The sequence below is a fragment of the Bosea sp. NBC_00550 genome (assembly GCF_026020075.1).
Classification (GTDB): domain Bacteria; phylum Pseudomonadota; class Alphaproteobacteria; order Rhizobiales; family Beijerinckiaceae; genus Allobosea.
Genome location: NZ_CP102773.1, coordinates 319,747 through 331,144, shown reverse-complemented (window position 1 = coordinate 331,144; position 11,398 = coordinate 319,747). Strand labels below are relative to the sequence as shown.

At 63.5% G+C, this 11,398-nt stretch carries 11 protein-coding genes; 8 read left to right on the top strand and 3 right to left on the bottom strand.

Translation table 11 applies throughout. The features are described from left to right. Positions 1–2: 2 nt before the first annotated feature. A complete protein-coding gene (locus NWE53_RS28585) occupies positions 3–989 on the bottom strand; it encodes an NADPH:quinone oxidoreductase family protein (RefSeq protein ID WP_265055100.1) in 987 nt (328 codons plus the stop codon). Positions 990–1,067: 78 nt separating this feature from the next. Next, entirely contained in the window at positions 1,068–2,243 is a 1,176-nt protein-coding gene (locus NWE53_RS28580; RefSeq protein WP_265055099.1) for an acyl-CoA dehydrogenase family protein, read from the bottom strand. Between the two features lie 133 nt (positions 2,244–2,376). Here NWE53_RS28580 and NWE53_RS28575 point away from each other — a divergent pair, with 133 nt between their 5' ends. Beyond that, the gene (locus tag NWE53_RS28575) at positions 2,377–3,180 is read left to right on the top strand and encodes an IclR family transcriptional regulator (protein ID WP_265055098.1); all 804 of its coding nucleotides are present in this window, start codon (positions 2,377–2,379) and stop codon (positions 3,178–3,180) included. A gap of 24 nt (positions 3,181–3,204) precedes the next feature. On the opposite strand, the gene NWE53_RS28570 is transcribed toward NWE53_RS28575, so the two are convergent. Continuing rightward, on the bottom strand, positions 3,205–3,939 hold the full coding sequence (locus NWE53_RS28570) for an MBL fold metallo-hydrolase (RefSeq protein ID WP_265055559.1): 735 nt from the start codon (positions 3,937–3,939) through the stop codon (positions 3,205–3,207). A gap of 487 nt (positions 3,940–4,426) precedes the next feature. On the opposite strand from NWE53_RS28570, the gene NWE53_RS28565 reads away from it, so the two are divergent. The 7 genes from NWE53_RS28565 to NWE53_RS28535 all read left to right on the top strand — a co-directional run bounded on the left by NWE53_RS28565 (position 4,427) and on the right by NWE53_RS28535 (position 11,381). Further along, positions 4,427–5,461: an IS110 family RNA-guided transposase gene (locus tag NWE53_RS28565; RefSeq protein ID WP_265055558.1), complete on the top strand. Its 1,035-nt coding sequence runs from the start codon at positions 4,427–4,429 to the stop codon at positions 5,459–5,461. 436 nt (positions 5,462–5,897) lie between these two features. Next, positions 5,898–7,283: an IS1182 family transposase gene (locus NWE53_RS28560; RefSeq protein WP_265051783.1), complete on the top strand. Its 1,386-nt coding sequence runs from the start codon at positions 5,898–5,900 to the stop codon at positions 7,281–7,283. 436 nt (positions 7,284–7,719) lie between these two features. Further along, the gene (gene ccoN, locus NWE53_RS28555; protein ID WP_265055097.1) at positions 7,720–9,381 is read left to right on the top strand and encodes a cytochrome-c oxidase, cbb3-type subunit I; all 1,662 of its coding nucleotides are present in this window, start codon (positions 7,720–7,722) and stop codon (positions 9,379–9,381) included. A 3-nt stretch (positions 9,382–9,384) separates the two neighbouring features. Then, entirely contained in the window at positions 9,385–10,119 is a 735-nt protein-coding gene (gene ccoO, locus NWE53_RS28550) for a cytochrome-c oxidase, cbb3-type subunit II (protein WP_265055096.1), read from the top strand. A gap of 4 nt (positions 10,120–10,123) precedes the next feature. Continuing rightward, positions 10,124–10,294 carry a cbb3-type cytochrome c oxidase subunit 3 gene (locus tag NWE53_RS28545; protein WP_265055095.1) on the top strand — a complete coding sequence of 57 codons (171 nt, stop codon included), beginning with the start codon at positions 10,124–10,126 and terminating at the stop codon, positions 10,292–10,294. A 5-nt stretch (positions 10,295–10,299) separates the two neighbouring features. Beyond that, on the top strand, positions 10,300–11,178 hold the full coding sequence (gene ccoP, locus NWE53_RS28540) for a cytochrome-c oxidase, cbb3-type subunit III (protein WP_265055094.1): 879 nt from the start codon (positions 10,300–10,302) through the stop codon (positions 11,176–11,178). Next, positions 11,175–11,381, top strand: a complete 207-nt coding sequence (locus NWE53_RS28535; protein WP_265055093.1) for a hypothetical protein — start codon at positions 11,175–11,177, stop codon at positions 11,379–11,381. The genes ccoP and NWE53_RS28535 overlap by 4 nt, the downstream gene beginning before the upstream one ends. Positions 11,382–11,398 lie beyond the last annotated feature (17 nt).

Sequence of the window (11,398 nt, the reverse complement as noted above, 5' to 3'; positions counted from 1 at the left end):
GCTCATGCGGTCCGGCCGGTCGTCAGGACGATCTTGCCGATTGCCGTGCGCCCCGTCAGCAGACGCAGCGCTTCCACGGTATCGGCCAGATCCAGCGTGCGGCTGATCAGGGGCTTCAGCTTGCCTTCCTCGAACCAGGCGAAGAGCTGCCGGAAATTGTCCTGGCTCGCTGCGGGATTGACCGAGGCAAACGTCCCGAAGAAGACCCCGACGAGGGCGCACCCCTTCAGCAGAAGCAGATTGGCGGGAATGCGCGGAATCGTACCGGAGGCAAAGCCGACGACGAGGATGCGCCCCTGCCAGGCGGTCACGCGCACGGCTTCTTCGAGCCTCTCTCCGCCGACGGGGTCGTAGACAACATCCACGCCCCTGCCGTCGGTCAAAGCCTTGACGCGATCCCTCAGCGACTCCGTGTCGTAGTTGATCAGGTGGTCGGCGCCGGCCTTGCGGGCCACCTCCAATTTCTCGGCGCTGCTAGCGGCGGCGATCACCGTCGCGCCCATCGCCTTGCCAATTTCCACCGCCGCGAGCCCCACGCCTCCGCTCGCACCGAGAACGAGGAGCACCTCGCCCGGCCGAAGGTCGGCCCGCTGACTCAATGCATGCATGCTCGTGCCGTAGGTCATCGAAAAGCCGGCCGCAGTGACCGCATCCATGGCGGCAGGGCGCTGCATGACGCGGCTGGCCCGGACCACCGCCGCTTCCGCGAATGCGCCGATGCCGACCATCCCCGTGACCGGCATGCCGACCGCGAGATGCGTGACGCCCTCGCCAATGGCCTCGACAACACCGCCGATCTCGGTGCCGGGGGTGAAGGGCAGGGCCGGTTTGACCTGGTATTTGCCCTCGACCATCAACGTGTCGGGGAAGTTGACGCCCGCGGCCTCGATGGCGATGCGGACCTCGCCGGGGCCGGGCTGGGGCACGTTCCTGTTCTCGATGACGAGGTCTTCGAGCGGCCCGAAGGCGTTGCACATGACAGCGCGCATATCTTCCATCCCTAGTGGTCGCTTCGGCAGCGTTTTGATTCAGCGGCCTTGGTTAAGCCGGTGCCTGGTGCGAAGCCGTCACGACAGGCCGTTCAACCGCTTTGCGTCGCGGATCATGTTGCGGGCAATGACGAGTTGCTGGATCTGCGTGGTGCCTTCGTAGATGCGGAAAAGGCGCACATCCCGATAGAAGCGTTCGATCCCGGAATCGGCGACATATCCCGCACCACCGAAGATCTGGACGGCCTTGTCCGCGACGCGACCCACCATCTCGGAACAGAACATCTTGGCGCAAGCGGCTTCGGTGCCGATCGACTGTCCGGCATCGCGCCGGCGAGCGGTCTCCTCGACCATGCAGCGCGCGGCGAAGCTCTCGGCCTTCATGTCGGCGAGCATCGCCTGGACCAGCTGGAACTCGGCGATAGGCTTGCCGAACTGACGGCGCTGGAGCGCGTAGTCTAGGCAGTCGGCAATCAGGCGCTCCGCGACCCCGACGCAAACGCCGGCGATCGTCAGCCGGCCGCGGTCCAGCACCTTCATCGCCGTGACGAAGCCTTTGCCTTCGAAGTCCGGCCCGCCGAGGATCGCCGATTGCGGCACCCGAACGTTATCGAAGATCACGTCGCATGTATGGGCTCCCTGCTGACCCATCTTCCTGTCCTTCTTGCCCAGGGTGATCCCGGGCAGATCGGCGTCGACTAGAAAAGCGGAAATGCCGGCCGCCGTCCTGCTGTCCGGATCGGTGCGGGCGAAGACCGTGAAGAGGCCAGCGACGGGCGCGTTGGTGATGAAGCGCTTGGTGCCGTTGATGATGAAGCTGTCACCATCGCGGCGCGCATTCGTGCGCAGCGAACCGGCGTCGGAGCCGGCCTCCGGTTCCGTCAGGCAGAAGGAGCCGACGAGCTGACCGCTCGCCATCGCCGGCAGGTAGTGTGTCTTCTGCTCCTCCGTGCCGTCGATGATGATGCCTTGCGAACCGATGCCATTGTTGGTGCCAATCATCGAGCGGAAGGCGGGAGACGTCTTCCCGAGAAGGAAGGAAACCTGGATTTCCTCCGAAAGCGTCAGCTCGAGGCCGCCATAGGTTTCCGGGATGGCCAGGCCGAACAGACCCATCTCGCGCATCTGTTCGATGATCTCGGGGGGGACCTGGTCGGTCTCGCCAACCAGGGCCTCGTTGGGCCTCAGCTTCTCGCGAACAAAGCGCTCGATCGCATCGAGAAGCTGTCCAAAAACGTCGGGGTCGAGTGCCATTAATTCCGCGCCTCGGAATTTAATTCCATTATTGTGATTCCTCGCATATCGTCTATCAAGCCGTCAAGGCGCTTTGCGCCGGGAAGGCTGCACGCTGGGCAGGGCGCCTGGTTCAGGAGTCGAGACGGGCAGGATGCGCAAGCGCGAAACGCAGGTGAACCAGATGGAGCCTCAGGACGCGACGGATGATCCCCGTTTCGTCACGGCTCTCGCGCGCGGCCTGAGCGTCCTGCGCGCCTTCAAGCGAGGTGACAGGATGCTGGGGAACCAGGAACTCGCGGAGCGAACCGGTCTGGCGAAATCGACCATCTCCCGCCTCACCTACACGCTCAGCAAGCTTGGCTACCTGGAATATTCCTCGAGCAGCGGGCAATATTCGCTTTCGGCGTCGGCATTGGCGCTGGGCTTTTCGGCGCTCGGAAGCTTGGCGATCCGCGATGTCGCTCGACCGCTGATGCAGGAACTCGCAGATCAGGTGGGGGCGTCGGTAGCGCTCGGGACGCCCGACCAGCGCACAATGATCTATGTCGAGGAATGTCGCGGATCCAGTCCGCTGCGGCTCGGCATCGAAATCGGCTCGCACATCAAGATGGCGACCTCCTCCATGGGACGCGCCTATCTCGCCGGCCTGGACGAGCCGATGCGCGTCCGCATCGTCGACCAGTTGTGCGCGCACGAAGCCGATGCCGACGCGATTCGGTCAGGCATCGCAATTGCGGTCGCAGAATTCGCCGAGAAGGGTTTCGTTCGCTCCATCGGGGAGTGGAAACAAGAGGTCAACTCCGTCGGCGTCCCGATACTTCTGCACGGGTCGCGGCCGTTTGCGCTCAACTGCGGGGGATCATCGCTCTCACTCAAGACCGAAGACCTGAACGAGATCGGGATGCGCCTGGTGAATGTCGCCAGGCGGATCGCCAGGTCCCTCGGCGCGGAGTGACCGCCGCGCGCTGCGCCCGATCGCTCAGACAGCTCGCCGGATCTGCCAGCGATCGCCGATCTGCTCGACCAGAGCTTCCGAGTGCAGCTTGTCGAGATGGGCGAGGACATTCCGTTCGGCCGCCCGGCGCAGCCACAGGTCGGTTTTTGAGTAAAGTCGATCCATCAGGTCCCACGCAGTCGTGGGTCCATCCCCAAGGGCGGCGAAGATTTCCTCCTCACGCTGAATTCTCCGCTTGAGCAAATCGGCGACATAGGGCTGCGGGTTCGGCAAGGCCGGGCCATGCCCAGGGAGGTACAGCCGATCTTCACGCGACAGCATCACGCGAAGGCTGTTGCAATAGGCGGCCATATTGCCGTCCGGCGGCGAGACGATGCTGCTCGACCACGACATGACGTGATCGGCGCTGAAGACGACTCCGTCCGGTCTAGCGAAGCACAGGTGATCGCTCGCATGCCCCGGCGTGTGGATCGCGATCATTCCGGCCACGGCATCGCCATCCTGGATCAGCACGTCGGGCTCGAAGGAGGGGTCAGCCGGTCGATGGAAGGCGAAGGTGGGCGCTCCCGTGCGAACCTTCAACGAGGACGTGGCGCCAAGATGATCCGAATGGGTGTGGCTGAGGAGGATCGCGGATACCGCTCCATGCGTCGCGGCGATCACGTCGTCGAGGTGTCCATCATCATCCGGACCGGGGTCGATAACGACAGACCCGTCGCTGGTCTCGATGAGATAGGTGTTGGTTCCGTGATAGGTCATCAGACTCGGGTTGTTCGCGACGATCCGCCTGATGCCCGGCAGGACAAGAATGGCCTCGCGGCGGCGAGGCTCCGGTTCTCTCAGGAAGGCCAAGATATACGTCCCCTTCATTCATCTGGTGCCGAGGGTGGTCCGACCCCCAGCACCGCGGGAGCCTTCGGACCCTATGCCCTCCACTGAAGTGGACATGCCTAGGCCACACAATTCAAAGAGCGTTCTTGTGCACAGCCATGTGACTCGAATTGCATGGACGCGAGATAGCCTAAGCAGGGCCGGCGAAAAGCCCTGCACATGGAAACAGAAGCCTATTGCACGCTCTTGGGTGTGCTGCCCACAAGGGGCCTTCCGTGCGTCCGGGAGGGCCAGATTCGTCTGCAGCCAAGTGCTGAACAAGCGGTCCAAAAGCAGATGGGGTGGATGGCTCCCGCTCCCGGCGTTGCGGCGCCACAATGGTGCTGTCACGCAGCACGAGCTTGGAGCGACCACGATGGAGATCACGACTGTCGGCATCGACTTGGCCAAGAATGTCTTCCAGGTGCACGCTATCAGCGGAACAGGAGAGGTTCTCGCCCGACGAGCGCTGAGGCGAGCTCAGGTAATGCCCTTCTTCCGCAAGCTCGCTCCTTGCCTGATCGGCATGGAGGCCTGCGGCACGAGCCATCACTGGGCGCGGGAGCTTACTAGTCTGGGTCATACCGTGCGGTTGATGCCTCCGGCCTACGTCAAGCCATACGTGAAGCGGGGCAAGACCGACGTCGCTGATGCGGAGGCGATCTGCGAGGCGGTCACGCGCCCGACCATGCGCTTTGTTCCAATCAAGTCGGTCGAGCAGCAGGCCGCGCTGGCCCTTCATCGCACCCGCGACCTCATCGTTCGTCAGCGTACGCAACTCATCAACATGATCCGGGGGCTCCTGGCCGAGTTCGGCATCGATATCCCGAAGGGCATCACCCACGCCTTGGCCTTCGTGCGGCGCGCCGTGGCCGGCGGCGCGCATGAGGTTCCCGATCTCGCCGCCAAGGTGATCAACTCCTTGGCCGAGCAAGCGATCGAGGCGCAGGACCGCATCCGCCAACTCGAACGAGACTTGCTGGCTTGGTTCCGATCGAACGACCTCGCGCGGCGCATTGCCACCGTGCCCGGCGTCGGTCTGCTCGGAGCGAGCGCATTGGCGGCCACTGTCACCGATCCGGCCCAGTTCCGCTCCGGGCGCCAGTTCGCGGCCTGGCTGGGACTAACGCCGCTCAACAACTCCAGCGGCGGCAAGGAACGCCTCGGTCGCATCTCCAAAATGGGCGATCAATATCTGCGGCGCCTTCTGGTCACTGGCATGACGTCGCTCGTCAGACGCAACAAGTATTACCCCGATGCAGCTGATCCTCACGTAAACGCGCTGCTCGCCCGCAAGCCGATCCGGCTCGTCACCGTCGCCCTGGCGAACCGGGCAGCACGGGCGATCTGGGCCATCATGGTTCGGGGCGAGATTTACCGCATGCCAGCGCCCAGCGTGGCAGCAGCCTGAGGATCAGTAGCAAATCAGCGCGCTACACGCGCGAAGGAGGTTGCGAGGACCCTGTGAGATGATGGCGCACCGGTCAGACCGGGGATGAGGACAACCCGCCGAAGGTCGAGGGCGTAAAGGCCCGCAAAGCAGAATGGGATCTCATCCGTGGAAACCATCAGGGCCAGCGGTCAATGACCGCACGAACAGGCCGGACACAAGACTGCACCCGACCAGTACCCCAAACCATCACAGACCCCTTGCAACGCGGGAGCCATCCACACAGGACCTTCCAGATGTCGGGTAAGGGTCGCCAACAGACCTCGCGTCGATGCATTCCGAAGGTCTGGTTCCGGGCGACCATCCAGAGTCCGCTCCTGGCGGATGTCGTTGAAAAAGTCGTCGTTGCTGCGGGTGTGAAGTCCTGATTCAGTCGTCTTGGGCGGAGGGCGGCGCGATGATGGGTGAACGGCGGGTGGCGCAGGAGGCGCTGTTCTACGAGTTCAGTCTTGAGCGTCACGTGCCGGACGATCATTGGGTGCGGTCGATAGACCGGTTCGTCGATCTTTCCGAGATCCGCGCACATCTGCGGCCGTTCTACAGCGAGATGGGTCGGCCCTCGATCGATCCGGAGCTGATGATCCGGATGCTGCTCATCGGCTATTGCTTCGGCATCCGTTCCGAGCGGCGCCTGTGCGAGGAGGTGCACCTGAACCTCGCCTATCGCTGGTTCTGCCGGCTCGGGCTTGAGGGCGACGTTCCCGATCACTCGACCTTCTCGAAGAACCGGCATGGCCGCTTCCGCGAGAGCGATCTTCTGCGTGAGCTGTTCGAGACGACCGTCCGGCGTTGCATCGAAGAAGGGCTCGTGGGCGGAGAAGGCTTCGCGGTCGATGCCAGCCTGATCAAGGCCGATGCGAACAAGCAACGTTCCGCGGACGCCTCAGAGCTGGTCGACTGGCACGATCTCGCCCGGACGCGTCGCTCGGTGCGCGAATATCTCGATACGCTCGATGAGGCCGCCTGGGGCGCGGCGAGCGAGGCGAAGCCGAAGTTCGTGTCGCGCGCCGATCCGGCCGCGCAATGGACCGGCGCTTTGAAGGGGCATGCCTTCTTCGCCTACGCCACCAACTACCTGATCGACCTCGACCACGCCGTCATCGTCGATGTCGAGGCCAGCCGCGCCATCCGGCAGGCCGAAGTCGGCTCGGCCCGGACCATGCTCGACCGAACGCAGGAGCGTTTTGGCCTCTGGCCGGCCAGGCTAGCCGCCGACAGCGCCTATGGCTCGGCCGAGAACCTCGCCTGGCTGGTGCATAAGCGCGGGATCGAGCCGCATATCCCGGTCTTCGACAAATCCCAGCGCAGCGACGGCACCTTCAGCCGCTCCGACTTCGCCTATGACCACGCGCGCGATCGCTACACCTGCCCGGGCGGGAAGGAGTTGAGGCCGCGCCAGAAGGCCTATCGAACCGAGCGGCCGCTCGTCGATGACGAGGGCATGATGCGTTACCGCGCCAGCAAGTTCGACTGCGACGCCTGCTCGCTGAAGCCGCAGTGCTCACCCAACATGCCCGCTCGCAAGATCCTGCGCTCGATCCATGAGGGCGCCCGCGACATGGCCAGGGACATCGCCGAGACCGACGCCTATGTCACCTCGCGGCGCGAACGGAAAAAGGTCGAGATGCTGTTTGCTCACCTCAAGCGCATCTTGCGGCTCGACCGGTTGCGACTGCGCGGACCGAATGGCGCCAGAGACGAGTTCCACCTCGCCGCAGCAGCCCAGAACCTCAGGAAGCTCGCCAAACTCAAGCCAAACGGGCCGCAGGTCAGGCCTGCCTGACCAAGCGAAGCCCTACTCTGCTAAATCCGCTCCCCGCCAGCGCCGATCTCAGGGCCGACTTTTTCAACGGTATCGGCGCGATCAGGGCGTTTGCGGCGACGGTCGGGAACTTCAGCTTCCCACCCGACCCGGTCCTTTTCCGTGCAAAGCGCCTCGAGGCAGCCTCGCGCCATGAGCGGAACTTGAGGCGTTGCCGGAAAGCAGTCAACACCCGGTCGCGTCGCAACCGTCTCTTTGGCTAAACGAATTCCTGCGGCAGCGGGACGGTCATTTCGCCTATCGTCAGGTCGCAAAATACTGGATAGCTTCTAATAAGCACTGGCCACCCAATTCGCGGTTCTCGGAAACAGCCATTGGCGGCGTCGTCCAGAATTAGATCGTTTTGGTCTCTCTTTGAGCTTCGAACTGGACCGGTGATAATGAGGGGGGCGAGTGAATGGTTGCTGGACTCACTGTCGCTGAACGCCAGAGCGCGATCACAGTATCAGCGCTCGTCGCCTTATGCGGGATCGCCATGGCGATCGGCGGTCGTGACGATCTGTTGGGTGTGCACGGCGTCATTGTACTCATCGCCGGGCTCAGCTGTGTCTTCCTGGTGCTGGCGAAATATTTCGAGCCGGAGCCGTCGGATGAGCGTCTGACGCATTACTACGACGACCCGACCAAGGTGGGCATCGTGCTCGCCCTTGGATGGGCCGTCATCGGCATGTTCGTCGGAGTGTGGGTCGCGGCGCTCCTCGCCTGGCCGGACCTGACTTTCGATGCCGCCTGGGCGAGCTTCGGTCGCCTTCGGCCTGTCCACACCTCAGGCGTGATCTTCGGCTTCGGCGGTAACGCCCTGATCGCGACCTCCTTCCATGTCTTGCAACGCACCACGCGGGCACGCCTGCCCGATCAATTCAGCCCGTGGTTCGTACTCCTGGGCTACAACCTGTTCTGCGTGCTCGCCGCGAGCGGCTATTTGATGGGGCTGACTCAGTCCAAGGAATATGCCGAGCCCGAATGGTATGCCGACATCTGGCTGGTCATCGTCTGGGTCGTCTATTTCCTGATCTACATCCGCACGCTTCAGCGGCGGAAAGAGCCGCATATCTACGTCGCGAACTGGTACTACATGGCCTTCATCCTGGTCGTGGCGGTACTGCACATCGTCAACAACCTGGCCGTTCCGGTCTCCTTCGGCCACGCCAAGAGCTATTCGCTGTTCTCGGGCGTCCAGGATGCGATGACCCAATGGTGGTACGGCCACAACGCGGTGGCCTTCTTCCTGACTGCCGGCTTCCTAGGGATGATGTACTACTACCTGCCCAAGCGAGCCGGGCGACCGATCTACTCCTACAGGTTGTCGATCATCAGCTTCTGGGGCATCACCTTCATGTACATGTGGGCTGGTTCGCACCACCTGCACTACACCGCCCTTCCACAATGGGTGCAGACGCTCGGCATGACCTTCTCGGTCGTGCTTCTGGTGCCGTCCTGGGCCTCGGCCGGTAATGCGCTGGCGACGCTCAATGGCGCCTGGCACAAGGTTCGCGACGACGCGACCCTGCGCTTTATGATGGTCGCCGCGATCTTCTACGGCCTGGTGACCTTCGAGGGCTCGTTCATGGCGATACGAGCCGTCAACTCCCTGTCGCACTACACCGACTGGACGGTCGGCCATGTCCATGTCGGCGCGCTCGGCTGGGTGGCGATGATCACGTTCGGCTCGTTCTACGCGCTGGTGCCATGGATGTGGAAGGTCGAGCGAATGTACTCGCCCAAGCTGGTCGAGGTCCACTTCTGGCTCGCCCTTGCCGGGACCATCATCTACGTCTTCGCGATGTGGAACTCGGGCATCATCCAGGGCCTGATGTGGCGCACCTACAACGACAGCGGGACGCTAGCCTATTCGTTCATCGATAGCGTCGTCCCTATGCATCCCTACTACATCGCGCGCGCCGTCGGTGGTTTGCTTTTCCTCATCGGCGCGATCGTCGCTTCCTACAATGTCGCGATGACGATCCGAATGGCTCGCGTTCGGACGACAGCGCAAGGGGCTGAGATCGACCAGCCTGCCCTTCCGGCTGCCGCGCCGGTGTTGCAGCCGGGAGAGTGAGCCATGGCCGAGTTCTTCCACCGCAGGCTCGAACGCAGTGCCATCGGGTTCGTGCTGGCCATTATCGGCGTGTCGGCAATTGGCGGCTTCGTCGAGATCGCGCCGCTCTTCACCATTCAAGAGACGGTCGAGGAGGCGCCGGATATGCGTGTCTACACACCGCTGGAGCTGGCCGGCCGCAATATCTACATCCGTGAAGGTTGTTACGCATGCCACAGCCAGATGATCCGCACTCTGCGCGACGAGGTCGAACGCTACGGACCGTACTCACTCGCGGTCGAGTCGAAATACGACCATCCAATGCTGTGGGGTTCGAAGCGCACCGGCCCGGATCTGGCGCGGATCGGTGGAAAATACTCTGACGCCTGGCATGTCGCGCATCTGATCAATCCGCGCGACGTTGTCCCGCAATCGGTCATGCCGAAATACGGTTGGCTGATGCGCAACGATCTGCGGACTGGTGACCTCGGGCGGCACCTTGCCGCGCAACGCGCCGTCCGGGTGCCCTATAGCGATGCGATGATCGCGAATGCAACCGCCGACGCCTACGGCCAGGCCAGCCCCGACAGCCCCTATGCCAGCGGCGTCAGCGAGCGCTACGGGGAAGCCACCAACACGCGGGCCTTTGACGGAGACCCCGGTCGACTGACTGAGATGGATGCCGTGGTCGCCTATCTTCAGGTTCTCGGCCGGCTCACGGATGCCGCCCATCGCCAGACGGCTGCGGCGGAAAGGTGATGCGATGGGTATCGACCATCAGACACTCGTCGGCTTCGCCAAGAGTTGGGGGCTCTTCTACCTGATCGCGCTCGCGGGGGGCGTACTGATTTACGCGTTCTGGCCGTCAAACCGGAAGCGCTTTGACCGGGCCAAGAACAGCATTCTCGATAAAGACGACAGGCCGGGGGACTGAGGCAAATGGACCAGGCAAAGCGGGACCCCGTCTCGGGACAGTTGACGACCGGTCATGAGTGGAACGGCATCGAGGAACTCGACACGCCTATCCCGCGCGTCGTGCTGTATTTTCTGGCTGCCGGGACCCTGTTCGCCGTAATCTATTGGCTCCTGATGCCGGCCTGGCCGCTCGGCTGGACCTATACCAAAGGCCTCCTCGGCATCAACCAGCGCGAGGTGGTGACCCGGCAGGTTCGCGACGCGGCGGCGGGGCGGGCGATTTGGACCGCCCGCATCGCCAATGCCTCCTACGCCGAGATCGCGGCCGATCCCGCGCTGATGAACCATGTTCGTGAAACCGGCCGCACCCTGTTCGCCGACAATTGCGCGAGCTGCCACGGCAGCGAAGGCAAGGGCGGCCCGGGCTTCCCCAATCTCGCCACGGGCTCCTGGCTCTGGGGCGGCAGCCCGGAGGCCATCGCCCAGACCATTCGCGTCGGCATCAATGGGACGGCCAAGGACACGCGGATCTCGCAGATGCTGGCGTTCGGGCGGGACGGCTTGCTTCAGCGCGAGCAGGTACTCGCAGTCGTCGCCTATGTCCGCTCGCTTTCGGGGCAGCAATTGGTAAGCGCAGACCAGGCGCGCCTGCCCGCCGGTAGGGAAGTCTACGCCGCGAACTGCGCCGCCTGCCACGGGCCTGAAGGCAAAGGCCTGCCCGATCTCGGCGCTCCAGATCTGACTGACGCCAACTGGATCTATGGCGGCGATCTCCATTCGATCTACAACAGCGTTCAGAATGGGCGCCTCGGTCACATGCCGAGCTGGGAGGGCCGGCTGTCGCCGACCGATATCAAGCTGCTGGCCCTTTATGTCGGCACGCTTCAGGGCACTGGGCGATGACGGTCCCCCCGGAAACCGAGGTGCGGCGCCGCGTCAGTGGCAAAGTTCTATGGCTGGGGCTCGCGGCCGCGCTGATGGCGATGCTCATCCTGGCCAACGCGCATCTGGTCTATATCGCCATCGGTTCGCAGCCGGCCTGTGTGCCGCACGCGAAATCTGCGGGCGAGGCGGGCACGTTCCGTGCCGCCCGTCCGGCCTGCTGAAGCGGGGGAGGAAGATC

Coding starts and splice junctions, on each gene's coding strand:
- NWE53_RS28585 (WP_265055100.1), bottom strand. CDS start 989: ATGCGCGCTGTCATGTGCAACGCCTTCGGGCCGCTCGAAGACCTCGTC.
- NWE53_RS28580 (WP_265055099.1), bottom strand. CDS start 2,243: ATGGCACTCGACCCCGACGTTTTTGGACAGCTTCTCGATGCGATCGAG.
- NWE53_RS28575 (WP_265055098.1), top strand. CDS start 2,377: ATGCGCAAGCGCGAAACGCAGGTGAACCAGATGGAGCCTCAGGACGCG.
- NWE53_RS28570 (WP_265055559.1), bottom strand. CDS start 3,939: ATGACCTATCACGGAACCAACACCTATCTCATCGAGACCAGCGACGGG.
- NWE53_RS28565 (WP_265055558.1), top strand. CDS start 4,427: ATGGAGATCACGACTGTCGGCATCGACTTGGCCAAGAATGTCTTCCAG.
- NWE53_RS28560 (WP_265051783.1), top strand. CDS start 5,898: ATGATGGGTGAACGGCGGGTGGCGCAGGAGGCGCTGTTCTACGAGTTC.
- ccoN (WP_265055097.1), top strand. CDS start 7,720: ATGGTTGCTGGACTCACTGTCGCTGAACGCCAGAGCGCGATCACAGTA.
- ccoO (WP_265055096.1), top strand. CDS start 9,385: ATGGCCGAGTTCTTCCACCGCAGGCTCGAACGCAGTGCCATCGGGTTC.
- NWE53_RS28545 (WP_265055095.1), top strand. CDS start 10,124: ATGGGTATCGACCATCAGACACTCGTCGGCTTCGCCAAGAGTTGGGGG.
- ccoP (WP_265055094.1), top strand. CDS start 10,300: ATGGACCAGGCAAAGCGGGACCCCGTCTCGGGACAGTTGACGACCGGT.
- NWE53_RS28535 (WP_265055093.1), top strand. CDS start 11,175: ATGACGGTCCCCCCGGAAACCGAGGTGCGGCGCCGCGTCAGTGGCAAA.